Annotated in this window: 19 protein-coding genes and 1 pseudogene; 14 read left to right on the top strand and 6 right to left on the bottom strand. The window is 54.1% G+C overall.

Features of this window, described 5'->3' with window-relative positions:
* Positions 1-113: 113 nt before the first annotated feature.
* The 8 genes from DFO57_RS06365 (at position 114) to DFO57_RS06330 (ending at position 7,366) form a co-directional block, all read left to right on the top strand.
* Positions 114-1,082, top strand: coding sequence for an HNH endonuclease signature motif containing protein (locus DFO57_RS06365; RefSeq protein ID WP_014593927.1), 969 nt, complete (start codon positions 114-116; stop codon positions 1,080-1,082).
* 143 nt (positions 1,083-1,225) lie between these two features.
* Complete coding sequence (locus DFO57_RS06360; RefSeq protein ID WP_006118887.1) at positions 1,226-1,948, top strand: RNA polymerase sigma factor FliA; 723 nt, start codon at positions 1,226-1,228, stop codon at positions 1,946-1,948.
* A gap of 51 nt (positions 1,949-1,999) precedes the next feature.
* Complete coding sequence (gene fliZ, locus DFO57_RS06355; RefSeq protein ID WP_013026139.1) at positions 2,000-2,503, top strand: flagella biosynthesis regulatory protein FliZ; 504 nt, start codon at positions 2,000-2,002, stop codon at positions 2,501-2,503.
* 203 nt (positions 2,504-2,706) lie between these two features.
* The gene (locus DFO57_RS06350; protein WP_015700081.1) at positions 2,707-3,693 is read left to right on the top strand and encodes a D-cysteine desulfhydrase; all 987 of its coding nucleotides are present in this window, start codon (positions 2,707-2,709) and stop codon (positions 3,691-3,693) included.
* 133 nt (positions 3,694-3,826) lie between these two features.
* Entirely contained in the window at positions 3,827-4,627 is an 801-nt protein-coding gene (gene tcyJ / locus DFO57_RS06345) for a cystine ABC transporter substrate-binding protein (RefSeq protein WP_110015184.1), read from the top strand.
* Complete coding sequence (gene tcyL / locus DFO57_RS06340) at positions 4,627-5,295, top strand: cystine ABC transporter permease (RefSeq protein WP_013026136.1); 669 nt, start codon at positions 4,627-4,629, stop codon at positions 5,293-5,295. The genes tcyJ and tcyL overlap by 1 nt, the downstream gene beginning before the upstream one ends.
* The gene (gene tcyN / locus DFO57_RS06335; protein WP_029570176.1) at positions 5,292-6,044 is read left to right on the top strand and encodes an L-cystine ABC transporter ATP-binding protein TcyN; all 753 of its coding nucleotides are present in this window, start codon (positions 5,292-5,294) and stop codon (positions 6,042-6,044) included. The genes tcyL and tcyN overlap by 4 nt, the downstream gene beginning before the upstream one ends.
* 236 nt (positions 6,045-6,280) lie before the next feature.
* On the top strand, positions 6,281-7,366 hold the full coding sequence (locus DFO57_RS06330) for an acyltransferase family protein (protein ID WP_014605584.1): 1,086 nt from the start codon (positions 6,281-6,283) through the stop codon (positions 7,364-7,366).
* Between the two features lie 179 nt (positions 7,367-7,545).
* Here the strand turns inward: DFO57_RS06330 and DFO57_RS06325 are convergent, their stop codons facing one another.
* A complete protein-coding gene (locus DFO57_RS06325; RefSeq protein WP_110015183.1) occupies positions 7,546-8,154 on the bottom strand; it encodes an NUDIX domain-containing protein in 609 nt (202 codons plus the stop codon).
* Between the two features lie 946 nt (positions 8,155-9,100).
* On the opposite strand from DFO57_RS06325, the gene DFO57_RS06320 reads away from it, so the two are divergent.
* Positions 9,101-10,180, top strand: coding sequence for an acyltransferase family protein (locus DFO57_RS06320; RefSeq protein ID WP_110015182.1), 1,080 nt, complete (start codon positions 9,101-9,103; stop codon positions 10,178-10,180).
* Positions 10,181-10,281: 101 nt separating this feature from the next.
* On the opposite strand, the pseudogene DFO57_RS06315 reads toward DFO57_RS06320, so the two are convergent.
* Positions 10,282-10,509, bottom strand: a pseudogene (locus DFO57_RS06315) (respiratory nitrate reductase subunit gamma); the annotation flags it as partial.
* Between the two features lie 74 nt (positions 10,510-10,583).
* Positions 10,584-14,528, bottom strand: coding sequence for a trifunctional transcriptional regulator/proline dehydrogenase/L-glutamate gamma-semialdehyde dehydrogenase (gene putA, locus DFO57_RS06310; protein WP_110015181.1), 3,945 nt, complete (start codon positions 14,526-14,528; stop codon positions 10,584-10,586).
* A 443-nt stretch (positions 14,529-14,971) separates the two neighbouring features.
* Here putA and putP point away from each other — a divergent pair, with 443 nt between their 5' ends.
* From putP to phoH, 5 genes are all read left to right on the top strand, one after another.
* Positions 14,972-16,456, top strand: a complete 1,485-nt coding sequence (gene putP / locus DFO57_RS06305) for a sodium/proline symporter PutP (RefSeq protein ID WP_022623275.1) — start codon at positions 14,972-14,974, stop codon at positions 16,454-16,456.
* A 190-nt stretch (positions 16,457-16,646) separates the two neighbouring features.
* Positions 16,647-17,474: an iron uptake transporter permease EfeU gene (gene efeU / locus DFO57_RS06300; RefSeq protein WP_013026128.1), complete on the top strand. Its 828-nt coding sequence runs from the start codon at positions 16,647-16,649 to the stop codon at positions 17,472-17,474.
* Between the two features lie 49 nt (positions 17,475-17,523).
* A complete protein-coding gene (efeO, locus tag DFO57_RS06295; RefSeq protein ID WP_013026127.1) occupies positions 17,524-18,645 on the top strand; it encodes an iron uptake system protein EfeO in 1,122 nt (373 codons plus the stop codon).
* The gene (efeB, locus tag DFO57_RS06290; RefSeq protein ID WP_014605589.1) at positions 18,645-19,934 is read left to right on the top strand and encodes an iron uptake transporter deferrochelatase/peroxidase subunit; all 1,290 of its coding nucleotides are present in this window, start codon (positions 18,645-18,647) and stop codon (positions 19,932-19,934) included. The genes efeO and efeB overlap by 1 nt, the downstream gene beginning before the upstream one ends.
* Before the next feature lie 577 nt (positions 19,935-20,511).
* Positions 20,512-21,300 carry a phosphate starvation-inducible protein PhoH gene (phoH, locus tag DFO57_RS06285; protein ID WP_013026125.1) on the top strand — a complete coding sequence of 263 codons (789 nt, stop codon included), beginning with the start codon at positions 20,512-20,514 and terminating at the stop codon, positions 21,298-21,300.
* Positions 21,301-21,368: 68 nt separating this feature from the next.
* Here phoH and DFO57_RS06280 read toward each other — a convergent pair whose 3' ends face one another.
* The 3 genes from DFO57_RS06280 to DFO57_RS06270 form a co-directional block, all read right to left on the bottom strand.
* Positions 21,369-22,571: an acyl-CoA dehydrogenase family protein gene (locus DFO57_RS06280; protein ID WP_072136866.1), complete on the bottom strand. Its 1,203-nt coding sequence runs from the start codon at positions 22,569-22,571 to the stop codon at positions 21,369-21,371.
* Entirely contained in the window at positions 22,564-24,024 is a 1,461-nt protein-coding gene (locus DFO57_RS06275; RefSeq protein WP_014593915.1) for an MFS transporter, read from the bottom strand. Before DFO57_RS06275 ends, DFO57_RS06280 begins: the two co-directional genes overlap by 8 nt.
* A gap of 233 nt (positions 24,025-24,257) precedes the next feature.
* Positions 24,258-25,667, bottom strand: coding sequence for an LLM class flavin-dependent oxidoreductase (locus tag DFO57_RS06270; RefSeq protein ID WP_013026122.1), 1,410 nt, complete (start codon positions 25,665-25,667; stop codon positions 24,258-24,260).
* Positions 25,668-25,692: the final 25 nt, after the last annotated feature.

Genomic DNA, 25,692 nt, shown 5'->3' with positions numbered 1-25,692 from the left:
GGCCGTAAACAATAAAAAAGTGAACTCAGCGTTACAGTTCATCTCCGCTATGCCGATAATTCCCTTCAGAATGGCTCTAATTTTGATATTACTTTTCATGTTCTGGGGTGGTTATGCGCTTTAACTATGACCTGCTACCGGGCGAACGTCTCTCATTTGAAGAGATCGCCCTACGTTATGCACAACAATACCCTGATGAGAAAGAACTGACCGCGCGTGCGTTGCTGAGTCCTTCAACCAGCTATCGGACGTTAAAAATTCGCGCTGTCTTTGCTCAGGAAGAGAGTAACAGTCCGCTGGAAGACCTGTTGTTCATTGCCAACGATAACGAACGAAAAAATTATCTGCGCCGTTTTGAGCACTATCTGAAACAGCAGCAGCCTTTTCACTATTTTCGTCGGGGACACGAGGATAAAGAGAACAACCGGTGGAAAGTGATTGGGCAGAGCTACGTCTATGCGATGGTCGATCCGCACTCCGCTCAGGCGCAAAACCTGATCAACAGCCGGGGCTATAAGCTGGTTCTGATGCGCGAGGACGAAGAGGATGCCTGGTGGCAGCTGTTCAACGTTCAGTCTAATCCTTGCTTTCCACAGTCACGCCGTATCCAGTTTATTGTGGTACTAAGCACGCCTGAGCACAGAACGCCCGCTGCAGTTATGCCTGGTACGGAAGTCGGGCGGCGGGTGAAAGCCAAAGTGTTGCAGAAGGCCAGCCAGTCAGAGTTTATGGCGGCGGTTAAGGCGCGCTATGGGGCCTGTATCATTACCGGAACCAGCCTTCTCGATCAGCATCAATGGCCCTGGGTCGAAGCCTGCCATATCGATACGCGCGAAAACGAAGAGGGATTTCTCGCAGACAATAGCGTGGATAATGGGCTGTTCCTACGCAGCGACTTACAGCGGCTTTTCATCAACAGAATGATTAGTATCGATGGTGATTCCGGGCAGGTCCGTTTTCACACGGATGATAAAACACGTGAAAGCATTAGCCCGTTTTATCAGGAGATGGAAGGCCGGGTTTGCGCGCTATGGGAAAACGTCCCCGTAGCCACACGGCAGCGTTTGCTGACATTACGTTAGCCTTCCTGTTCAGAGCGGAGACTTCCGCTCTGAAACATCACAAATTTGAAATAACCTCGGTTTATCCCGCCTATTCTGCCAATCAAAAGCCCTACAGAATTGCATAATCATGCCGATAACTTCATTAACGCAGGGTAGTCAACGTGAACGATCTCTATACCGCCGAAGGCGTGATGGACAAACATTCGCTCTGGCAGCGCTACGTACCACTGGTACGTCATGAAGCACTGCGCTTGCAGGTCCGCCTGCCAGCCAGTGTTGAACTTGACGATCTGCTTCAAGCCGGGGGCATTGGTCTGTTGAATGCGGTGGAGCGCTATGACGCACTCCAGGGTACCGCCTTTACCACGTATGCAGTACAGCGCATCCGTGGAGCCATGCTTGATGAGCTTCGCAGCAGGGACTGGGCACCACGTAGCGTCAGACGAAATGCTCGCGAGGTTGCGGGAGCCATGCATCAGGTTGAACAGATGCTTGGCCGCGCTGCCTCTGAGCAGGAAGTCGCGCAACAGTTGAATGTTTCGATAGAAGAGTACCGGCAGATTCTGTTGGATACCAACAACAGCCAACTCTTTTCGTACGACGAGTATCGGGAAGAACACGGTGACAGTGCGGAACTGGTGACGGAAGGGCACGAAGAGGCCAATCCACTTCATCAGTTGATGGAAGGGAGTCTGCGTGAACGCGTCATTGAAGCGATCGAGGCCTTGCCCGAACGCGAAAAGATGGTGCTGACACTGTACTACCAGGAAGAACTGAATCTGAAAGAGATTGGCGCGGTTCTTGACGTGGGGGAATCCCGAGTCAGCCAACTGCACAGTCAGGCGATAAAACGCTTGCGTGCCCGACTTACGGGAGCGCGCTAGAAGGCTCAGTTCCTGGCGATCTATAAATAATAAGAAATCGGGGACTCAACAGTGGGAGCCAAAACCAAAGCCAGACCTTTAAGTCGTTATCTTAAAGACTACAAACACAGCCAAACCAATTGTTCACACTGTGGCAAAGTTTTAGATCGTATGGCGCTGGTCTTCCGAGGTCAGATCATCAATAAAGAGGCCATCGCACGCATGGACCAAATGATTGATGAGCCGCTTTGGCTAAAACTTCAGCCTGAATTAACGGCGCTTTGCCGTTTTTGCAGCGATATTTTTTGTAATACACATCCTAACTACTTTGACATTATGGCGTTTAAACAATATCTGTTCGAACAGACGGAAATGAGCCCGAGCACGATTCGTGAATACGTGGTTCGCTTACGTCGGCTTGACGATATGCTGAAAGCCAGAAACTTTCCGGCTGAAAAACTGACAGGCAATAGCTGGCATCAATGCCTGGAAGAAGACTTACCTGATGCTGGCAATAATAATTATCGTATTGCGCTGCGAAAGTACGACCAGTTTTTAGGCTGGCAGCAACGTTAAGGGACACAGTGAAATGTCAGAGAGCGTTGCCACTGACATGATGTCTCCCACCCCCATTTTTCCCACTTCGCGGGGGAAAATGGGGATGTTGCGCTGCAGCAGGCTGACCTCTCTTTCCCCCCGCATTTGAATTCAGGATGATCCTTTCCGCATCTTCTGTAACACTGTAAAGATCACTGCCTTGTGCCCAACGGGAGGCCGCATTGTCCTTACATCTTATCCATCAGTTTCCTCGTATCGAACTTCTGGGCGCGCCCACGCCGCTGGAATATCTGCCCCGTTTATCTGACTATCTTGGTCGTGACATCTTTATCAAACGTGATGACGTGACACCGCTGGCTATGGGCGGTAACAAGCTGCGCAAGCTGGAGTTTTTAGCCGCGGATGCCCTTCGTGAAGGCGCTGACGTGCTGCTGACCGCCGGCGCCATTCAGTCTAACCATGTGCGTCAAACGGCGGCCGTTGCGGCCAAACTCGGCCTGAAATGTGTGGCCTTGCTGGAGAACCCGATAGCAACGCACAGTGAAAACTACCTGACCAATGGCAACCGCCTGATGCTGGATCTCATGGATGTCGAAGTGGTGATGGTCGATGCGCTGACCCAACCTGCCGTGCAACTGGCGGAACAGGCGGAGCGGCTTGAAGCGCAGGGCTTCCGGCCTTACATTCTGCCGGTGGGCGGTTCGAATGCGCTGGGGGCGCTGGGCTATGTGGAATGTGCCCAGGAGATTGCTCATCAGAGCGAAGGGGTGGTGGATTTTGCGGCAGTCCTGGTCGCATCAGGCAGTGCCGGAACGCATGCCGGTCTGGCGGTTGGGCTGGAACAGCTGCTGCCGGAAACTGAGCTGGTTGGCGTAACCGTATCGCGTAACGTCGCTGAGCAACGGCCTAAGGTTGACGCACTACGCCAGGCCCTGGCAACGCAGTTAGCCCTAGAGGCGAAGGCACCGGTCACGCTATGGGATGACTATTTTGCTCCGCGCTACGGCGAGCCGAATGAAGAAGGCATGGAGGCGATCAAACTGCTGGCGCGTCTTGAAGGGATTTTTCTCGATCCTGTTTATACCGGTAAAGCCATGGCGGGCCTGATCGATGGTATCAACCAGAATCGTTTTCGCCGGGAAGGGCCGCTGTTGTTTGTGCATACAGGCGGCGCGCCCGCGTTATTTGCTTATCACCCTTCGGTCTGAGACGCAGCGCAAAAAAGGGTTATAATTCAGCCGTTATTTTAACGCCTTAGGTAAAATAACGCCCATAATGACAGAGCGGCAGGCCGTGATGCGCCGCTCAACAGCACACTTACAAATAATAAACGGGGTAAACATGGCTTTCTCACAGATTCGTCGCCAGGTGGTGACGGGAATGATGGCGGTTGCGCTGGTGGCAGGCTTCAGCGTTAAAACGTTTGCGGCAGACGATTTACTGGCGCAGGTTAAAAGCAAAGGCGAGCTGCGCGTCGGTCTGGAAGGCACCTATCCTCCTTTCAGTTTTCAGGATGAAAAGGGCAAGCTGACGGGCTTTGAAGTGGAGTTTGCTCAGGATCTGGCCAAACACATGAGGGTTAAAGCCGTCCTGAAGCCGACCAAGTGGGATGGCATGTTAGCGGCGCTGGATTCGAAACGCATCGATGTGGTCATCAATCAGGTGACGATCTCCGATGAGCGTAAAAAGAAATACGATTTCTCTACGCCGTATACGATTTCTGGCGTGCAGGCGCTGACGCTGAAGAAAAACGCGGGCAGCATCACTAAGCCAGAAGACCTCGCAGGGAAGAAAGTCGGTGTGGGCCTGGGGACCAACTACGAGCAGTGGCTGCGCGCGAACGTAAAAGGTGTGGATATCCGCACTTATGATGATGACCCAACCAAATATCAGGATCTGCGTTCTGGTCGCGTTGACGCGATTCTGGTGGATCGCCTGGCTGCTCTGGATCTGGTGAAGAAAACAGGCGATACCATGGCGGTAGCCGGTCCGGCATTCTCGCGTCTGGAAGCGGGCGTTGCGCTGCGTAAGGGCAACGAAGATTTACTGAAGGCGATCGATCAGGCCATTGCGGAAATGCAGAAAGACGGCACCCTTAAAAAGCTGTCAGAAAAATGGTTTGGCGCGGACGTTACTAAATAATGCAGGAAAGTTTACAACTGGTGCTGGACTCAGCACCCTTTCTTCTTAAGGGCGCGCTGTTCACGCTGCAGCTCAGTATTGGCGGTATGTTTTTCGGGCTGATACTGGGCTTTTTGCTGGCGCTGATGCGCCTGTCCCGCTTCTGGCCCGTGAACTGGCTGGCGCGTATCTACGTGTCCATCTTTCGTGGCACGCCGCTTATCGCCCAGCTGTTTATGATCTACTACGGTCTGCCGCAGTTTGGCATTGAGCTGGATCCCATTCCCTCGGCGATGATTGGGCTGTCGCTTAACATGGCGGCCTATGCCTCAGAATCGCTGCGCGGCGCGATTGCTGCCATCGAGCGCGGCCAGTGGGAAGCGGCGGCCAGTATCGGCATGACGCCGTGGCAAACGCTGCGTCGGGTTGTTTTACCGCAGGCCGCCCGCACCGCACTCCCGCCTTTGGGTAACAGCTTTATCAGTCTGGTAAAAGATACCTCGCTGGCTGCCACGATCCAGGTTCCGGAACTGTTTCGTCAGGCGCAGCTGATTACTTCACGCACGTTGGAGGTGTTCACCATGTATCTGGCGGCTTCGCTGATCTATTGGGTGATGGCAACCGTACTGTCAGCATTGCAGAACCGACTGGAAGCGCACGTTAACCGTCAGGATCAGGAGGCGAAATGAGTGCTATTGAAGTTCGCCAGTTGGTGAAAAAGTTTAACGGACAAACGGTACTGCACGGCATCGATCTCGATGTCGCCCCGGGCGAAATCGTCGCGATAATCGGCCCCAGTGGCTCAGGTAAAACCACGCTGTTGCGCAGCATCAACCTCCTTGAGGTCCCGGATGCTGGCCGCATTAAAGTGGGTGATATCACCATTGACGCCAGCCTGGGCATGAACAGACAGAAAGAGCGGGTGCGGATGTTGCGTCAGCAGGTGGGTTTTGTCTTTCAAAACTTCAATTTATTTCCGCATCGTTCGGTGCTGGAAAATATTATTGAAGGTCCGGTGATTGTGAAGCGGGAAGCGAAAGCGGACGCGGTTGCCCGCGCGCGCAGCCTGCTTGAAAAAGTTGGACTCAACGGCAAGGAAGACAGCTACCCACGGCGCCTGTCCGGTGGTCAGCAGCAGCGTGTCGCCATTGCCCGCGCGTTGGCGATGCAGCCAGAAGTCATTTTGTTTGATGAACCGACCTCTGCGCTGGATCCGGAACTGGTGGGTGAAGTACTGAACACCATTCGCGCACTGGCTCAGGAAAAACGCACCATGGTTATCGTGACGCACGAAATGAGCTTTGCCCGCGACGTCGCCGACCGCGCCATTTTTATGGATCAGGGCCGTGTTGTTGAACAGGGCCCTGCTAAGGCACTCTTCAGCGATCCTCAGGAGCCGCGTACCCGGCAGTTTCTGAATAAATTTCTTAATCAATAAACCCGGTGCCGCCAGAAGTTGGCGGCGCTTATTGCGCTGTATCCCACCTTTATTCTTCTCAGTTTCTTCCGAAAATTTACATTTTGCATAGATTTAATTAACTGATTTTAAAGGTTATTTGTCATCATCTCGCGTCCTGAGGTAACAGATTGTAACTTTTAAGAGCCGCCTGATTGAGACTTCCCGCTAAATATTAATAATTCTTCACAAATTCATTGCACGATCGGGAAGACATAATGAACCAACCCAGGAAGGAAATCCTCTGGATCAATACCCTAAAAGGGGGATGCATTTTACTTGTGGTACTGCATCACTCCATCATTACAACCTTCGCGCCAGCGCTTCATCATTTGACAGCCGGTATCGTACCGGCTCATGCGTGGGTGGCGTTTAATACCTGGCTTTCCCCCTTACGGATGCCGGCATTTTTCTTTGTATCCGGCCTGCTGGCCAGTAACTCGGTGATCAATAAACGCTGGAAAGCGGTCTTCACTAAAAAGTTCAGCAACATCGTTTACCTGTATCTGCTGTGGGGCGTAATCCAGTGGCTGAGTATCCACTACATTTCAACCCACCTGGGCGAGCGGCTGTCCAGCAGCAAAAACGCCGCCTATGCGGATTCGCCAATGGAGTTTATTAAACTGCTGATGCTGTCGATGACCAGCCTGTGGTACCTGTATGCTCTGGCGGGGTTTTTTCTGGTCACTAAACTTTTCCATCGGCAGAAGATGCTGCTGGTGGCTGCGGCAATAGCGGCAAACTACGCCGCGCAGTTTAGCCTGATCCCCGGATGGGGCCCGGCCAGCGTGGCACAGAACTATCTCTATTTCTTACTGGGCGTATTTTTTAGCGCAACGTTAATCGAACTGAGCGGTTTAAAAGGTCGTCACTGGCTCTGGTTGGGCGCAATCGCGGCGATCGGCATTGCCCATCATCTGGGCGGCATATATAAAAACCCGTTCTACAGCCTGCTGACCATCGTCTTTGGTATTGTGCTGTGCCGTTTTCTTAATGCGCATTTCAATATGGCGTGGCTGAACTATATAGGGCGTAACACGCTGCAGATTTATGTTTTGCACCGTATCTTTATCGAACTGGTGGGGCTGAGCGCCATCTCACTGGCGCTGCACTACGGCTGGTTTGGCAACGCGGGTTTTAGCTGGGCATGGGCGTTGCTGATGCCGTTAACCGGCGTGGCAGTCTGCACGCTCCTGTCTTTGATGGTCTGGTCGCTGCTGAACCGGGGGCCGGGACGGATGCTGTTTATTCATCCACGTTTAATCAGTAAACGGCAGCCAGAAACCCAAGCCTCATCATCCTGACGTACCGGGCCAGCATGCTGGCCCGTTTCGTATCCTTTCTCTGGCGAGCAAAGCAGGGAGTGAGCATCTCTCCCCCGTTAGCCTGTTCCTGTCGCGTCAGCTGACAGGGCGAGAAGCCTCAGCCGCCTCTGGTCGGGGAAAAGGACACTGCATGTTGAGGCTGCTCTTCGCGTGCCGTGTTATGCCGGGAGACAAATGCCTTTGATGACCAGGTGCTGAATCAGAATAATGGTTTTCGCGTCAATGATGATGCCGGCCTCAATCATTGCAAGCGCCTCTTGAATCGCCACCTCAATGACTTTGATATCTTCACCTTCAGCAGCAAGGCCTCCGCCCTCGTTAATCCGAATTTCGCGGGTAAAAGGGGCGATGAAAAAGTGCAGACGCTCAGTAACGGAACCCGGGCTCATGAATATCTCGCCAATCTTAGTGACCTCATTCAGCTTATATCCGGTCTCTTCTTCGGCTTCGCTTCTTATTGCCTGGATCGGGTCCCGCTCATCAAGCAAACCGGCGCAGGCTTCAATCAGTTCATAGTGATGACCGATCAAAAACGCAGGCAGGCGGAACTGGCTGGTAAGGATGACCGTTCTGTCATCGCGGTTGTAGAGCAGAATAGTCGCACCGTGGCCGCGATCGTAAGCTTCACGCGTGAAACGCTGTTCTGTCCCATCGGAACGGACATAGGTCATATCGTATTTGGTCAGAGTGCCCCAGTCGTTTGCCAGTATCTGCTGGTTGTTAACGGTCGCGGTGGTGGAAACGGGCGTATAATGCGCATGCTGCATATTGAGATTCCATTGGTAAGTAAGTCTGGAAGAGCTATTCAGACACAGCGTGCCGAGTGGACATTGAAAAAATCACCCCTAAACCTAAACCTAAACCTAAACCTAAACCTAAACCTAAACCTAAAAATGCACTTTTCACCTGTCAGCGATATTTCCGAAAGGAACACCTAAGCGAATAACGTTTAGCGGTGTTTTATCCACGCCCTGTCTTTTTTAAGGTGATATTCGAACCTGAAATAAAGATACAGGCAATAATGCAGGAAAAAATTAGCCGAAAAGGGCATGAACGAACGATTTTACCTGGCTGAATAAGTCACTCGCGCTAATCAAACACGCACAGTAACGTTACCTGTACTTAAGATGAGTCACCTGAGCTAACATAAAGCCAGAAATAAGGTTAAGCAAGCGTTGAGTGTGAAAATTCGCCGGGACGTCATCGTGCGGTGTGGCATCGCGCGATGAAACGTTTATCTGTTGCCGCAACGATAAAGTCATGGATCTGAGGGGCAGGATGCGCGGGACCTTGGGGCCTTTTCGGCAGGATGCCTGCATAGCGCCGCACGGCTTTTGCAGCGCGCGTTCACGCAACAGCGTAGGGCCATGGGATAAAATACCTCGCCTGTCCTGCGCGACCCAGGCCAACTGATTTAATAACTGACCTGATGCTTAACGGGCAGCAACACCTGGACATTTCTTATTTATTCAGATAAGAACACCTTATTTATTCCGTCGTCTGACAACAATTCCCTGCGTTGAAATTAAATTCGGGATAAATGTCAGAAAACATCCTGTATTGTAAAGTACGGTTTTAAACCCTTCCGGGGAGGGGACTTTAAGACTTTCGCTACATTCAGGAGTGCGAGCATAGGGAATACTTTTCGTATAACGATAACGTCGGCAGTTCGAATAACTTGTTTGTACATGACACAGCGACGGAAAAAGCCTGATGACGAAAAGTGAAAAAAAAGATATTGCATGGATTAATACCCTAAAGGGAATCTGTATCCTGCTGGTCGTCCTGTATCACACGGTGTTACCCGGTTTTGAAAGCCAGGTGAAAGATCTGGCCGCAGGTGAATGGGTGGCAGAGATGTGGGTGCAGTTTAATACGTTATTATCGCCGCTGCGCATGCCCGCGTTTTTCTTTGTGTCGGGTTTACTTGCCAGAAATGCCATCATTGACCGCCCCTGGAAACATATCGCGACCAGCCGGATGACAAATCTGTTTTATCTCTATCTGCTGTGGGGAGCCATTCAGTGGGGGGCCATCACGGGCATTTCAACGGAAATTACCGGGCAGCGTATTTCACAAAATATCAATGCGGCCTATGCGGGAACCTTTTCTGAGTTCCTGACGCTGACGTTTCTGGCGATGAGCACCTCATGGTATTTATATGCCCTGGGGATCTACTTTCTTCTTGCCAAACTTCTTCAACGTTACAGCCTGCCTTTATTGCTTATGGCCGCAGTGCTTAATTATCTGGCGGTTGAAAAAATCATTCCCTACTGGGGCCCGCAGAGTCTGGCGCAATATTTTGTTTTCTTCATGCTCGGCACGTTCTGGTGTTCGCAGATACTGCGTTTAAGCGAGTGGCGAAGGCAAAACGGACTGCCGTGGTTGTTACTGCTGCTGCTGGCGGGCCTGCCCGCTCTGTTCGATTTCGACAGAAGCCTCTTCTTATCTGTTCTTGCCATCCTCATCAGTGTGGCGGCCTGTCGCGGGTTAAATCAGGTCAGTAGCATGGCGTGGCTCAACTGGATTGGCCGTCACACCTTGCCTGTTTACGTCCTGCATCGCATCTTTATTGAGTATTTCGGCATGACGGCCATTTTGTTTGCGCAGCGCCACCAGCTCTTTGCGCTGGCATGGTTTTCGTGGCTGTGGGCCTGCCTCTATCCGCTGGTCATTGTCGTCCTCTGCTCACTGGCGTCCGTTGCCGTCTGGTCGCTGACAAATCATGGCGTCGGGCGCGCGTTGTTTCGCTTCCCGACGCTGATAAAACGGCCTGCGTGCCCGGCGGCGTAACCGGGGCAGGGCACGCAGGATGCGGGAACAGAAAAAGGCGTGATGTAAAAAGCGCAATGAACCCGGCCGCTGATAGCGGGCCGGATTGCGGTCAGGCTTAGTTACGCGCGCACCACCTGATAGCGTCGCGTGAAATACTCGACCGGCGCGCTCCAGATGTGCATAAGCCGGGTAAACGGAAACACCAGAAAAATCGTCACTCCCAGAATCAGGTGAATACGATCAATCCCTTCCACCCCGTCAAGCCAGCGTGAGGCGTTGCCCCGCAACATGATCACCACCTGTGCCCAGCCGACCTGTTTCATCATGCCAGGGCCGTCCATATATCGCCCAATGCTCCGCGCAAAAAAAGGGTTCATGCCCGGGCATGAACCTTTAACGTAAGCGATCGGTCTGAAGGACGTTACCCGATTGTCATCAGGCTGGCATTGCCGCCCGCGGCTGCGGTGTTAACGCTGAGCGAACGTTCAATCAGCAGACGTTCCAGCAGCAGATTAGTTTCGCCGCGCGCAAAACCCTGCACCGACACGATGGCACCTTCGCGCGCCGCAACCTGTTCGCACAGGTTGCGGAGCTGGTCGGCATCACCGTGATAGATAACGGCGTCAAAATGCGCAGACAGGGGATCGTTGGAGAGCGTAATGCGGCTTTTCACCGTCGCCGGTAAGGTGCCCAGCAGTGCGCGGTGCAGCTCATCGTCCTGCCACAGTGCCTGGCTGCCTACGCTGGTGACCGCCGCCAGTTGAATCAGAGCATCCTGCTCGTTATCCGCCAGACAGAGTACCTGCTCACGCGGCAGCAACAGGAAGGTATTGCGTTCGCCTGTTGGACCGGGCAGCAGGCGTACCGTGCCTGCCTGAGCCAGCTCGGCATAATGCTGGCACAGTGAAGACAGCTGAGGCTTATCTTTTGCCCACTCGCTCAATGCCTGATGTGCTGCCAGCAGCAGCTGACGCTGGGCATGGTCGGCCGGGCGCTCAGCATCCTGACGGGCGAGGGTGGTGCTGAGTGCGTTGTCCGGGCGATTCGCCAGCAGGCGATACAGATAAAGCGGGCCACCCGCTTTCGGACCGGTACCGGATAACCCCTCGCCGCCGAATGGTTGCACGCCCACCACCGCGCCAACCATGTTGCGGTTAACGTACAGATTGCCCACTTTGGCCGCTGCGGTGACCTGCATGATGGTTTCGTCAATGCGGGTATGGACGCCTAACGTCAGCCCATAGCCCGAGGCGTTAATCTGTTCGATCAACTGCGGCAGGCCACTGCGGGTGAAGCGCACAACGTGCAACACCGGACCAAATACCTCTTGCGTCAGATCGCTAACCTTATCCAGTTCAATCAGCGTCGGTTTCACAAAGGTTCCGGTTGCCCACTCTTTGCTGTCCTGTGGATGATCCTGCGCCGTTTGAAACACCTTAAAGCCTTTATTGCGCATGGCCTGAATATGGCGCTCAATGTTGGCTTTGGCCTCTTTATCGATCACCGGGCCGATATCGGTGGACAGGCGCTCCGGATTCCCCATACGGCACTCCGCCATCGCGCCACGCAGCATTTTCAACGTATGTTCCGCGACGTCCTCCTGAACGCACAGCAGACGCAGCGCAGAGCAGCGTTGACCCGCGCTGTCAAAGGCCGAGGCGACGATATCTATCACCACCTGTTCTGTCAGGGCGGATGAATCGACAATCATGGCATTCATGCCGCCGGTTTCAGCAATCAGCGGAGTGGGGCGGCCTTGGGGATCCAGCCGACCTGCCAGATTACGTTGCAACAGGGTGGCGACCGCCGTGGAGCCGGTGAACATCACGCCACGAATGCGTTCGTCTCCGGTGAGCTGTGCGCCCACGGTTTCACCGGGGCCCGGCAGCAGTTGCACGACGCCAGCCGGGACACCGGCACTCAGTAAGATCTCAACGGCCTGCGCGGCAATCAGCGGCGTCTGCTCGGCAGGCTTCGCCAGCACGCTGTTTCCGGCCGCCAGCGCGGCTGCGACCTGACCGGTAAAAATGGCCAGCGGAAAGTTCCACGGGCTGATACAGACCACAGGTCCCAGTGGGCGGTGCGTTTCGTTGTCAAAATCAAGGCGGACGATGCCAGCGTAGTAATAGAGGAAGTCCACGGCCTCACGCACTTCGGCAATGGCGTTGCTGTAGGTTTTACCGGCTTCGCGCACCAGAATGCCCAGCAACTGCTGTAGCTGACCTTCCATTAACTGGGCTGCACGCTCAAGGATGGCCGCGCGCTCCTGCGGCGGAGTGGCAAACCAGATAGGACCGGCATTGACCGCCGCCTCAATGGCCTGGGAAACCTCCTGTTCTGAGGCATGGCGAACGGTACCGACGACGTCCGACGGCGCGGCCGGATTCACCACATTCTGGCTTTCTCCGCTACCAGCAGGGCCGTCAATAAGCGGTTGTGCCAGATAAGGCTCACTCGCGCCGCTCAGCAGAGCACTGGACAGGGAAGCAAGGCGGTGCTCGTTAGCCATATCCAGACCCGCAGAGTTAACCCGGTCGCTGCCATATAAGTCTCGCGGCAGCGGGATCTTTGGATGTGGCAGGCCCAGGGTGCCTTCGCTGGCACCCAGTTTTTCAATTTCACTCACCGGATCGGCGACCAGCTCGTCTATCGGCATGGACGTGTCGGCAATACGGTTAACAAAGGAGGTATTCGCACCGTTTTCCAGTAGGCGACGCACCAGGTAAGCCAGCAGGGTTTCATGTGTACCTACGGGGGCATAGATACGGCAGGGACGATTGAGTTTGCCGTCTGCCACTTTGCCTACCACCTGATCGTAGAGCGGTTCACCCATGCCATGCAGGCACTGAAACTCATACTGTCCGGGATAATAGTTATTGCCCGCCAGTTGATAGATCGCGGCCAGCGTGTGCGCGTTATGTGTGGCAAACTGCGGATAGATCAGATTGGGCACCGCCAGCAGTTTACGGGCGCAGGCCAGATAAGAAATGTCGGTGTACACCTTACGGGTATAAACCGGATAGCCTTCCAGTCCTTCCACCTGGGCGCGTTTGATCTCGCTGTCCCAGTAAGCGCCTTTCACCAGGCGAATCATGAGACGACGACGGCTGCGTTGGGCCAGATCTGTCAGCTCATCAATCACAAACGGGCAACGCTTCATATAAGCCTGAATCACGAAACCTATGCCGTTCCAGCCTTCAAGCTCGGGTTCAAAACACAACCGCTCCAGCATATCGAGAGACAGCTCTAAACGATCGGCCTCTTCCGCATCAATGTTAATGCCGATGTCGTAAGAGCGGGCCAACAGGGTCAGCGACTTCAGAATTGGATACAGCTCATCCATCACCCGATCATACTGCGCGCGGCTGTAGCGCGGATGGAGTGCGGACAGCTTGATAGAAATGCCCGGGCCTTCATAGATGCCCCGACCGTTTGAGGCTTTACCAATGGCGTGAATCGCCTGCTGATAAGAAACCAGATAGGCTTTGGCATCGCTGGCCGTCAGGGCGGCTTCACCCAGCATATCGTAGGAGTAACGGAAGCCTTTTTCTTCAAGCTTGCGGGCGTTGGCCAGGGCTTCGGCGATGGTTTCACCGGTCACGAACTGTTCGCCCATCAGACGCATCGCCATATCCACGCCTTTCCGGATGAGCGGCTCGCCGCTCTTGCCAATAATTCGGTTAAGCGAGCGCGACAGGTTGACTTCATTGTGCGTTGAGACCAGACGGCCCGTAAACAGTAATCCCCACGTCGCGGCGTTCACAAACAGTGACGGGCTGCGGCCAAGATGTGACTGCCAGTTACCGTTGCTGATCTTGTCGCGGATCAGCGCATCGCGGGTGGGCTTATCCGGGATACGCAACAAAGCCTCGGCCAGGCACATTAATGCCACACCTTCCTGAGAGGAGAGTGAAAACTCCTGCAGCAGGCTTTGCACCATGCCGGCACGGCCGGTCGCCCCTTTTTGGTGCCTCAGCTTGTCGGCCAGCTGGTGCGCCAGCTGCTGCGTTTTTTCTGCCAGGGCGGCGGGAAGGCGCGCTTGCTCAAGCAACATGGGAACCGCATCAGTTTCAGGACGGCGCCAGGCGGCTGTCACCGCAGAGCGGGCGACCGATTGCGGCAAAATGTTTTCGGCGAATTCAAGGAAGGGCTGAACGATTTCTTCCGGGGCAAGCTCATCGGATGCTGAGTCGTTAAGCTGCAGGGGGATCTCATCCACCGTTTCACCCGCATCTAACTGGGTCAGATAATTAAAGATCGCCTGTTTGATCAGCCAGTGTGGCGTGCGATCGAGTTTCTGCGCCGCCAGTTTAATACGGTTGCGGGTGGCTTCATCCAGCTTCACCCCCATGGTTGTTGTTCCCATGATTTTCTCTTCCTTAAAACGGTTTTGACCAGAGCATGGGCTGCACTATTACCCATGTTGCAACTTTGTGCAACCAGGTTAAATGTGACCTCGGTTGCACACTTTGAACCCCCTTTTTTAATTAACATTTAAAAGCGGCACAAATCTTGCTGCAAAAAACTCGCCAAAGTTGCAACCTCATTCAATTTAAAGGGTGAAATCATTGCAAAGGTGCAACTTTATTGTGAGCGGGCGCAACCTGTGAGCATTAAAAAGGGATTGAGAGGTGAAACTGATGTGACGGATGTGTTAAATGCATTGTGTGCGCCGTGCCTTTACGGCAGGATACCGCGCCTTAAGGGAAATCGCTTTCTCTTGATGCGGTAACAGCCTGACGCCTTCACGTTCCGAGGGGGGCAGGAAAAAGATTTCTCTCAAGAGATCGGATAATAACGGAGAAACAAATGACAGTAAGTACGCCAATGTTGGTGACCTTTTTAATTTATATCCTTGGGATGGTGCTTATCGGTTTTATTGCCTGGCGCTCAACGAAAAACTTCGACGACTATATTCTGGGCGGACGCAGCCTGGGCAGTGTCGTGACTGCGCTGTCCGCTGGAGCCTCCGATATGAGTGGATGGTTGCTAATGGGATTGCCGGGTGCCATTTTTCTTTCCGGTATCTCTGAAAGCTGGATCGCCATTGGCCTGATTATTGGTGCATGGTTTAACTGGAAGATTGTCGCGGGGCGCTTACGGGTTCAGACGGAACATCATGATAACGCCCTGACGCTGCCTGACTTCTTTACCAGCCGCTTTGAAGATCGCAGCAAAATCTTGCGGGTCATTTCTGCCGTGGTGATTCTGGTGTTTTTCACTATCTACTGCGCATCAGGCGTGGTAGCGGGCGCGCGTCTGTTTGAAAGCACCTTTGGTATGGATTACTCCACCGCCCTCTGGGCCGGTGCCGCCGCCACCATTCTGTATACCCTGGTGGGCGGATTCCTGGCGGTGAGCTGGACGGATACCGTTCAGGCCAGCCTGATGATCTTCGCGCTGATCCTGACGCCAGTCATCGTGGTTATCGCCGTGGGTGGCTGGAGCGATTCGATGGCGGTGATTGAGGCCAAAAATGCTGAAAACGTGGATATGTTCAAAGGCCTGAATTTCGTGGCCGTGCTGTCACTGCTGGGCTGGGGACTGGGCTATTTCGGTCAGCCTCATATCCTGGCACGTTTTATGGCGGCGGATTCACATCGTTCCATTCGTACCGCGCGCCGTATCGGCATGGCGTGGATGATTCTCTGTCTGGCGGGCGCGGTGGCCGTGGGCTTCTTTGGGATCGCCTATTTCCACAATAATCCTTCTCTGGCTGCGGGCGTTTCACAGAATGGAGAGCGCATCTTTATTGAGCTGGCACGTATTCTGTTTAATCCGTGGATTGCCGGTATTTTACTGTCTGCCATTCTGGCGGCGGTCATGTCCACGCTCAGCTGCCAGCTGCTGGTCTGCTCCAGTGCGCTGACGGAAGATTTGTACAAAGGCTTTTTACGCAAGAATGCCAGCCAGAAAGAACTGGTTTGGGTAGGGCGCCTCATGGTGCTGCTGGTAGCGTTAGTGGCCATCGCGCTGGCGTCGAATCCCGAAAATCGGGTGTTAGGCCTGGTCAGCTATGCATGGGCCGGTTTTGGCGCGGCATTTGGACCGGTAGTCCTGTTTGGCGTGTGCTGGAAACGCATGAACCGCAACGGTGCGCTGGCGGGAATGATTGTCGGTGCGGTCACGGTACTGGTATGGAAACAGTATGGCTGGCTCGGCCTGTATGAAATCATTCCGGGCTTTATTTTTGCCAGTATCGCCATTGTGGTCTTCAGCCTGGCAGGCCGGGAACCTTCTGCAGCGGCCATTGAACGCTTCGATGCTGCCGAGGCAGAATTCCAGACTAAATAAGGCGTGAACGTGTTGAAAAGCCTGCCCTGTAAAGGGCGGGCTTTTTTTTGGCCTGCGTCTGGCACAGACAGTTACGAAATTATTTCACGGAGGAACTTGTTTTTTTCTGAGTGGTAATGATAATCGGTATCGTTCGTTTTTACGTAAATTTACGTCCCATTGACGCTGCTTAACATTCAAGAGGTCGGCGATGTTCGTTCCCTTTCTCATCATGCTGCGTGAAGGCCTGGAGGCAGCGCTCATCGTGAGCCTTATTGCCAGCTACCTGAAAAGGACGCAGCGCACACAATGGTTCCCTGCCATGTGGGCGGGTGTGTTTATTGCCGCTGCGCTTTGCCTTGCGCTGGGCATCGTCATCAACCAAACCACAGGGGAGTTTCCTCAGAAGCAGCAAGAGCTTTTTGAAGGCATTGTTGCGGTGGTCGCGGTCGTCATCCTGACCTCAATGGTGTTCTGGATGCGCCGGGTGGCGCGCAATATCAAGCTGGAACTTGAGCAGGCGGTCGATCAGGCTTTACAGAAATCAGCCGGGGGCGGCCTGGCCCTGGTCCTGATGGTGTTTCTTGCCGTCGCCCGGGAAGGGCTGGAGTCAGTGTTCTTTTTACTGGCCGCCTTCACTCAGGACGTCGGTTATGCGCCGCCGCTGGGGGCCGTGCTTGGCCTGGCGACGGCCGTTGTGCTGGGCATGTTGATCTACTGGGGCGGGGTTCGTCTGAATATGGCGCACTTTTTCCGCTGGACCAGCCTTTTTATTCTTCTGGTGGCCGCGGGGCTGGCAGCTGGCGCTATCCGTGCCTTTCATGAAGCCGGGCTGTGGAACCATTTTCAGCAGGTGGCCTTCGATATGAGTAACACCTTATCGACCCATTCACTGTTTGGCACGCTGCTTGAAGGCATTCTGGGTTATCAGGAAGCCCCCAGCGTAAGTGAAGTGGCCGTCTGGCTGCTTTATTTGATTCCGGCATTATTACTGTTTGTTATGCCTGCACGTGCTGGAACCTCAGCCGCTGCGCGCTAACGCGTTTACCAGGCGCGTCAGGCGCGCCTCTGACTGAATAGGGAAAAATATGAAGAAGCGTTTTCGTCGTCACGCGGTGCTGGCTTCGCTGCTGGCGGTTTCCGGCTCCACACTGGCTGCAGCCATTCCACAGGTTAGCGTGAGTGTCACGGACAAGCAGTGTGAACCGATGTCACTGACGGTTCAGGCGGGCAAGACTCAGTTTCTGATCAAAAACAACAGCCAAAAGGCGCTGGAATGGGAAATCCTGAAAGGGGTGATGGTGGTTGAGGAGCGCGAAAATATTGCGCCCGGCTTCAGTCAAAAACTGACCGCCAACCTTGAAGCGGGCGAATATGAAATGACCTGCGGCCTGCTGACGAATCCGAAAGGCAAGCTGATTGTCCAGGGCGGCGCGGGCAAAAACGTGCAGAAAGGTAAAACAGAACTGATGCAGCTGGCGGGTCCAATCAACGCCTACAAAGCCTACGTGACGGACGAAGTCAACCAGCTGGTGGCGGGAACCCAGGCCTTTACGGATGCAGTGAAAGCCGGAGATATCGAAAAAGCCAAAGCGCTGTTTGCCCCCACGCGCCAGCATTACGAACGTATAGAGCCGATAGCTGAGCTGTTCTCCGATCTGGATGGTCGCATTGACGCCCGTGAAGATGATTATGAGAAAAAGGCTGAAGACCCGAAATTCACCGGTTTTCACCGGCTTGAGAAAGCGTTGTTTGCCGATAATAGCACCAAAGATATGGCGGGCTATGCCGAGCAGTTAAACAACGACGTGCGCGATTTGCAGAAACGCGTTAGCGAGCTGGCGTTCCCCCCGGCCAAGGTCGTGGGCGGCGCCGCAGGGCTGATCGAAGAAGTGGCTTCCAGTAAAATCTCCGGCGAAGAAGATCGTTACAGCCGTACCGACCTGTGGGATTTCCGGGCGAACGTGGATGGCGCGCAAAAAATTGTCGAGCTATTGCGCCCCGTCCTGAAGCAGGCAAATCCAGCGCTTCTGGCAAAAGTGGATGCCAATTTCGCGAAAGTTGACGCGATTCTGGATAAATACCGCAGCGGTCAGGGTTATGAATCGTATGAAAAACTGACGCCAGCCGATCGAACCGCGCTGAAAGGGCCGATTACTGCCCTGGCGGAAGATCTTTCTCTGCTGCGTGGCACCTTAGGCCTGGATTGATGATGGATAAGGATAAGGCGTTAAGCCAGCCATCGCGCCGCCGTTTATTGAAAGGACTGGGGATGCTGGGCGGCGCGGCGGCCGTCAGCGGTGGTTGTCCGTTTCATGCCGCGGCCGCCGAAAACCCGGACAGCTTTTCGCCCGGCACGGTAACGCCGAACGCGCGTCAGCAAGTGCAGCCCTTTTATGGCGTGCATCAATCCGGCATTACGACGCCACAGCAGGCGTCAATGATGCTGGTCGCGTTCGATGTGCTGACCCGCGATAAGCAGGAACTGCAGCGTTTGTTCAAACTGCTTACGCAGCGCATCGCGTTTCTGACCCGGGGCGGGATGGCGCCCGCGGTGACCAACCCACAGCTGCCGCCGCTGGATTCAGGCATTCTGGGCGCCGAGATTGCCCCGGACAACCTGACGATGACGGTTTCCGTCGGTCATTCCCTGTTTGATTCGCGCTTTGGTCTGGCGGCGCTTAAGCCGGCTAAACTGCAGGCCATGAGCCGTTTCCCTAACGACTCTCTGGATGCAAATCAGTGCCACGGCGATCTGCTGTTGCAAATCTGTGCTAACACGCAGGACACGGTGATTCATGCACTCCGTGATGTGGTGAAACATACGCCCGATTTGCTCGGCATTCGCTGGCGACGGGAAGGTTTTATTTCCGATCATGCCGCGCGCAGCGCGGGAAAAGAAACGCCTATTAATCTGCTGGGTTTTAAAGACGGCACGGCCAATCCCGATACGCATAACATGGCGTTGATGGATAAGCTGCTGTGGGTAACGGAAGAGCAGGCGGAACCCGCGTGGGCCCGTCACGGCAGTTATCAGGCAGTAAGGTTGATCCGTTTTCATGTGGAAATGTGGGATCGCACGCCATTGGGTGAGCAACAAACGATCTTTGGTCGCGAGAAATTAAGCGGCGCACCACTGGGCATGAAAAACGAGCACGACGTGCCGGATTATCGCCAGGATCCTGATGGCGATGTCATTGCGTTGGATGCGCATATTCGGCTGGCGAACCCGCGCACGCCTGCGACCGAAAGCAGCCTGATGCTGCGCCGGGGCTACAGTTATTCGGCGGGTATTTCAGCGTCAGGCCAGATGGAAATGGGCTTGCTGTTTGTTTGTTATCAACATGATTTAGAATTGGGTTTTCTGACCGTACAAAACCGTCTGAATGGTGAAGCGCTGGAAGAGTATATACGTCCCTTTGGCGGCGGATACTTTTTTGTATTACCCGGCGTTATCAATGAAAATCATTATTTGGGCCAGTCCTTACTTGAAAGCTGATTAAATTTTAATCACGGCATTCTGTGCCTGACCGCCCAGTGTGCCGTATTTCTGTCTCAGGTTTTTTATCTCCCGCCTGTTTTTTCGCGCTCCGTTTTAAACCGTTGATGCCGCATTGAAAAATAAACTAACTCTCTGTAATACTTGCGTAATTTAATTTAAGTAAGGTTGGCGATAACGCACGGTTGAATATTTATTTTTCAATAAAGTGAAAATACTGTTGCAAAATACCAATAAGATGGTTCACTTTACTATGAAAGCGTAATCGGGCGTGTTGATGTCTCACACTGGAGTTCGCGCATGGATAGATGTTTTTACAGCCGTTCAGCAGTAAAAAATATCGCATTTACCCGTGAGGAGGTTTCTTCCTCAACCGCTTTTACACCGCAATGTGTTTTCTCTTTTCAACCTCACTCCTTTTTTACCGGTATACGGCCTGGCTGTTTTGCTGCCGGATATCAATCGTCATGGCCTGTCACGGCTCTAAAGGAAGCCAACTGAAACCTCTAAAGCGTTCACGTAATCGCATCGGGCTTGTTGCCTGAGCGGGAAATGAAACCAACTGTAAGGTGCCACTATGGGAAGACAGAAAGCAGTGATCAAAGCGCGTCGAGAAGCAAGACGAGTGCTTCGCAATGACTCCCGCAGTCATCGTCAGCGTGAAGAAGAATCGGTCACTTCGCTGGTGCAAATGGGTGGGCTGGACTCGATTGGCATGGCGCGCGATGTGCGCGATCGTGCTCCGATTGAAGCCCGCAATGAAGCTCAGGCGCACTATCTCAACGCCATAGAATCAAAACAGCTTATCTTCGCTACCGGCGAGGCAGGCTGCGGCAAAACCTGGATTAGTGCTGCGAAAGCGGCAGAGGCCCTGATTCATAAGGATATCGACAGGATTATCGTTACGCGCCCGGTGCTGCAGGCGGATGAAGATCTGGGATTCCTTCCCGGGGATATCTCAGAAAAATTCGCCCCGTATTTCCGCCCGGTTTACGACATTCTGGTTAAACGTCTTGGCGCATCCTTTATGCAATATTGTCTGCGTCCCGAAATTGGCAAAGTTGAAATCGCGCCCTTTGCTTATATGCGCGGTCGTACCTTTGAAAATGCAGTGGTGATTCTCGATGAAGCGCAGAACGTTACCGCTGCGCAAATGAAAATGTTTCTGACCCGCCTTGGCGAAAACGTCACGGTGATTGTTAACGGCGATATAACCCAGTGCGATTTGCCCGCTGGGGTGCCTTCTGGTCTCGCGGACGCGCTGGCGCGTTTTGAAGAGGACGAGATGGTGGGCATTGTCCGTTTTGGCAAAGAGGATTGCGTGCGTTCCGCGCTGTGTCAGCGCACTTTGCATGCTTACAGCTAGCGTTCGATTGAGTCATGTAGCGACCAAAACCCGGCTTCGGCCGGGTTTTTTATCTCCGTTATGGGGCGCTATTCGCCGCTGCCGATTTGCCAGATAAAGGTAGGATCGCGCCCGTTGACTTCCCAGTCGCCCACGTTACGGCTTTTATAGATCACCGGATTGTGCGAGCCAATCGTTCGGGCATTGCGCCAGTGACGGTCCAGCGCTTTACTCACTCGCGTATCTGACGCGCCAAGCGCGTTAAACAGCTCACTGGCCGCACGCGTCACCCAATCCACGGCCACGACCTGCGCCTTCGCAGCCTCCACTTCTGCCTGGACGTTGGCGGCATGAATCTGCGTTTCATCTTGTCCCTGAATGTGCGTATCAAAAGCCTGTTGCAGCGCGTGCGTGGCCCGCTGCACGGCGGCATCTGTTGCCCATATCCAACTGCTGATCTGTCCCACCACCTGTAAGACCTGCACGTCCTGGCTGACGTGACGGGCATTACCGTGGCTGTAGATTCGTTTTCGGTTTGCTACGCCCTGTGACACGTCCCGCACGATAGCCCGGCCGATCCCGGCCAGCGTCGCCAGTAAGACATGCTGATAGAAGGCGGTTTGATATCGGAAGCGCTCGCTGAAATCATAGACATGGGCAGGTTCCACAACGGCCTGATGAAAACGCGTGGTTCCGCTACCGGTAAGACGTTGACCAAATCCGTCCCAGTCATCCTCCCGTACTACCGCATCCTGATGTGTACTGACCACCGCAATGACATCGCGCTGGTTGTCCGTACGCTTAGCGTAGACATCAATCCAGTCGGCATACAGCGTGCCGGTGCTGTAAAATTTTTCGCCCTCAAGCCGCCAGCCGTTGGCGGCGGGCGACACCTGCGTATTCACGTCTCCTAATCGAACGCTGCCTGTTTCACTCCAGCCGCTCCCGACAATATCACCGTCGATAAACCGATTAAACCAGCGCTGGCGCGCCTCACTGTCGGGCTGGTTAAGACGATCCTCGACAAAGGCCATGTGCGCGCGCAGCGCCTGAGGCAGGTTAGAATCCGCTTCTGCCAGCTCGGTCAGTAAGCGGAACAGTTGTGGCAGCGAGGCACCCAATCCGCCGTTTGCTTGTGGAATACGCAGCGTGCCAAAACCCGCCGCCTTCAGCCAGCGAACCGGCTCGTGAAGCAGGGTACGATTCCGTTCGCGATCGGCAGCGCCTTCGGCGATGCGGGCAAAGATGGGGCGGAAACGCGCCGCCAGTGAGGTGTAATCGGGCTCAGACATGGTGTTCTCCGTGTGTTGACTGGTCATCGATATCGTGACGAGTGGGTTCAAACCGGACGACTAACAGGAAAATGATGGGAATGAGGGCGGCTAGTGACACGATCCAGAACATATTGGTGCCATAAGCCGCCTGCAATATGGGCAGAATGAACAGCGCCAGCGCGCTCCCGATGCCCGAGACGGAACGACTAAAACCGACGCCGGTGGCCCGAATGTGCGTGGGATAGGAGAGGGCGGGATAGATCATTAACTGCGCTCCTGGCCCAAAGCCCTCAGCAAACAACCACAGCCCCAGCAGTAAAATGGCAAATACGACGCCGTAGGTTGCAACAGGATGGCCAATCAGAGCCAGTGAGATCAGCGCAATAAACTGCAGGGCAAATCCGGCAATCGCAACATGGCGTGACGGAAATCGCCAGGCCAGACGCATGCCAAGCAGGCCGCCGGTAAAGGCGAACAGCGCGTTAAGTCCTAGCGAGGCGGAGATCGTTTCAAAGACGCCCGCCCCCAGAAACTGCGCCAGGATAGAGGGCAGGAAAAAGGCGATCGCCGTATATTCGAATGAAATACAGGCGTTCATCACCGCCGCCACAACGGTGCGCTCCCGGTAAGGTTTTTGAAACAAGACGCGAAAACTGACCGCCTGGGCGACGGGTTTGGCCGCCGGCTCAGCGCGCTTATCTTCGTGCGCGTGAATGCCGTACGAATCGCGCAGGATTCGCGCTGCGCCGCTTAAATCCCCCTGGTTTGCGGCCCACAGCGGAGACTCATTCATAAACCTGCTGCGCACAGCAATGATGAGCAGGGCAGGCACTGCGCCAAACAGCAATGAAGCGCGCCACAGCCAGTCGAGGTGCTCTGCAGGCAGCAGAAAGTAAAGGCCAAAAATAATCAGAAAGCACACCGAAGACGCGGCATACCACATGGGGCACCAGGCGGCGAGCCGCGACGCTTTATTCCCCTTTCCGGAGAATTTCGAAAATTCGGCCAGATAGGCCATCGCGACAGGCAAATCGATGCCCACACCAACGCCCATCAAAAAGCGCGCGCCAATCAGTACCCAGACGTTCGGCGCCAGGCCGGCCGCAATAGCGGACACCACAAAAAAAAGCATGTCCGCCATAAAGACGGAATAGCGGCCATATTTATCCGTCAGCCAGCCCCCGACCAGATTACCGACAATGGTGCCAATCATAATGGATGAGGTGACCAGTCCGGTTAATGTGGGCGTTAAGCTGAATGTTTTCACGACATCATCAATGCCGTAAGACAGGGTGGTCAGGTCGTAGGCATCCAGAAATACGCCGCCTAACGCCAGAAACACGATCCAGCGTGCGTAGCTGTTTTTCTCACTTTGCGTATTAATCAACTTTGCAACGTCGCTGACGGAGCGAATGGGCGTTGAGTGAGGTAAGGGGATCGCGGCATCGTCATCGATATTTAATGTGCTCATTTTATCCTCGTTATTGTCTGTACAGGTGACGCCTTTATATGCAGGAATCGCGATGTAAACAAACAACAAAAAGTGATAACTATTACTTTAATTTCAATAAGTTAATTTGATTTTTGTAGATAAGGGAAATACCGGGTGCGCTGTGACGCATCCGGTAAAATAAGCGGGCAAGGGGACGTGGTGTCAGTCTGCTCAGCGGCAGACGGGCTATCCGAACAGATCGTTAAATCCCTTCATGATGCCTCCGCAGGCACAACCCGGCCTGATACCGAGGTTGTGCGTCGATATCCTGCGCCGGGATGAGGATGTTCAAGGCGGGCGCCCTTAGCAAACAGCTTCTCCCGCAGCGTACCGGGTTGGTAATCCTGTTTATAAACGCCACGTTTTTGCAGTTCCGGCACCAGCAGATCGACGACATCAGCAAAGGTTTCATGCGTGAGGGCATAGGCCAGATTAAAGCCATCCACGTCCGTCTCCTCCACCCAGCTTTGCAGTTCATCGGCAACGGTTTCTGTGCTGCCCACCAGTAGGGGACCAAAGCCGCCAATGCCCACCCAGTCGGCCATGTTTTGCACCGTCCATTCACGCTGCGGATCGGCTGTGGAGAAGCTCTCTACAACAGACTGAATGGCATCGGTATGCAGATGCTTAAAAACCTGATCGGGTTGGTACTGACTGAAATCGATGCCGGTCCAGCCGGAGATCAGCGCCAGTGCGCCTTCATGGCTGACATAGCGTTTGTAATCCTGCCACTTGGCCTGGGCTGCTTTATCGGTTTCCCCCACAATGACCGTTTGCATGTTGAAAATCAGAATACTGCGCGGATCGCGGCCGGCCTCCTCTGCACGACGACGTATATCGGCCACGGTTTTCTTCAACAGCACTTTAGACGGCGCGGCAACAAATACGCACTCGGCGTGTTGTGCGGCGAAGGCTTTACCGCGGCTGGATGCGCCTGCCTGATACAGCACAGGCGTGCGCTGGGGCGAAGGCTCACACAGATGAATGCCCGGTACCTGGAAAAACGTTCCCTGATGATTAATGGGATGCACCTTATTGGGATCGCTGAAAATATGACGCTGGCGATCGCGTATCACGGCATCATCCTCCCAACTGCCTTCCAGCAGCTTGTATACCACCTGCAGATATTCGTCGGCGTAGTCATAACGCGCATCGTGGCTGGTTTGGCTGACCTGTCCCAGATTGCGGGCTCCGCTTTCCAGATAGGAGGTAACAATATTCCAGCCGATCCGACCTTTGGTCAGATGATCCAGCGTCGACATGCGCCGGGCAAACGGATAGGGATGCTCAAAAGAGAGTGATGCGGTCAGGCCAAAACCGAGGTGCTTTGTCACCATCGCCATCGGCGTAATCAGAGCCAGCGGGTCATTGACCGGTACCTGGGCGGCACTGCGAAGAGCGGCATCATTATTCCCGTTGAAAACATCGTAAATCCCCAAGACGTCGGCGATAAACAGGCCGTCGAACTTACCGCGTTCCAACAGGACCGCCAAATCTGTCCAGTATTCCAGATCTTTGTATTGCCACGAGCGGTCGCGAGGGTGCGCCCACAGGCCAGGTGACTGGTGACCCACACAGTTCATATCAAACGCATTAAGGCGGATTTCACGTTGTTTAGGCATAGCAAACTCCTGAGCGGATGCGGCA

It is taken from the genome of Pantoea sp. AG702 (assembly GCF_003182295.1).
Lineage (GTDB): Bacteria > Pseudomonadota > Gammaproteobacteria > Enterobacterales > Enterobacteriaceae > Pantoea > Pantoea ananatis.
The sequence above is the reverse complement of the archived record's forward strand: the minus strand, read 5'-3'. Positions and strand labels throughout refer to the sequence as shown.

What these genes read in the sequence shown, in the direction of transcription:
- putP (WP_022623275.1), top strand. Translation starts at nt 14,972, where the DNA reads ATGACAGTAAGTACGCCAATGTTGGTGACCTTTTTAATTTATATCCTT.
- efeO (WP_013026127.1), top strand. Translation starts at nt 17,524, where the DNA reads ATGAAGAAGCGTTTTCGTCGTCACGCGGTGCTGGCTTCGCTGCTGGCG.
- tcyL (WP_013026136.1), top strand. Translation starts at nt 4,627, where the DNA reads ATGCAGGAAAGTTTACAACTGGTGCTGGACTCAGCACCCTTTCTTCTT.
- DFO57_RS06325 (WP_110015183.1), bottom strand. Translation starts at nt 8,154, where the DNA reads ATGCAGCATGCGCATTATACGCCCGTTTCCACCACCGCGACCGTTAAC.
- DFO57_RS06275 (WP_014593915.1), bottom strand. Translation starts at nt 24,024, where the DNA reads ATGAGCACATTAAATATCGATGACGATGCCGCGATCCCCTTACCTCAC.
- DFO57_RS06320 (WP_110015182.1), top strand. Translation starts at nt 9,101, where the DNA reads ATGACGAAAAGTGAAAAAAAAGATATTGCATGGATTAATACCCTAAAG.
- DFO57_RS06270 (WP_013026122.1), bottom strand. Translation starts at nt 25,667, where the DNA reads ATGCCTAAACAACGTGAAATCCGCCTTAATGCGTTTGATATGAACTGT.
- putA (WP_110015181.1), bottom strand. Translation starts at nt 14,528, where the DNA reads ATGGGAACAACAACCATGGGGGTGAAGCTGGATGAAGCCACCCGCAAC.
- DFO57_RS06365 (WP_014593927.1), top strand. Translation starts at nt 114, where the DNA reads ATGCGCTTTAACTATGACCTGCTACCGGGCGAACGTCTCTCATTTGAA.
- DFO57_RS06280 (WP_072136866.1), bottom strand. Translation starts at nt 22,571, where the DNA reads ATGTCTGAGCCCGATTACACCTCACTGGCGGCGCGTTTCCGCCCCATC.
- tcyN (WP_029570176.1), top strand. Translation starts at nt 5,292, where the DNA reads ATGAGTGCTATTGAAGTTCGCCAGTTGGTGAAAAAGTTTAACGGACAA.
- efeU (WP_013026128.1), top strand. Translation starts at nt 16,647, where the DNA reads ATGTTCGTTCCCTTTCTCATCATGCTGCGTGAAGGCCTGGAGGCAGCG.
- efeB (WP_014605589.1), top strand. Translation starts at nt 18,645, where the DNA reads ATGATGGATAAGGATAAGGCGTTAAGCCAGCCATCGCGCCGCCGTTTA.
- phoH (WP_013026125.1), top strand. Translation starts at nt 20,512, where the DNA reads ATGGGAAGACAGAAAGCAGTGATCAAAGCGCGTCGAGAAGCAAGACGA.
- tcyJ (WP_110015184.1), top strand. Translation starts at nt 3,827, where the DNA reads ATGGCTTTCTCACAGATTCGTCGCCAGGTGGTGACGGGAATGATGGCG.
- DFO57_RS06330 (WP_014605584.1), top strand. Translation starts at nt 6,281, where the DNA reads ATGAACCAACCCAGGAAGGAAATCCTCTGGATCAATACCCTAAAAGGG.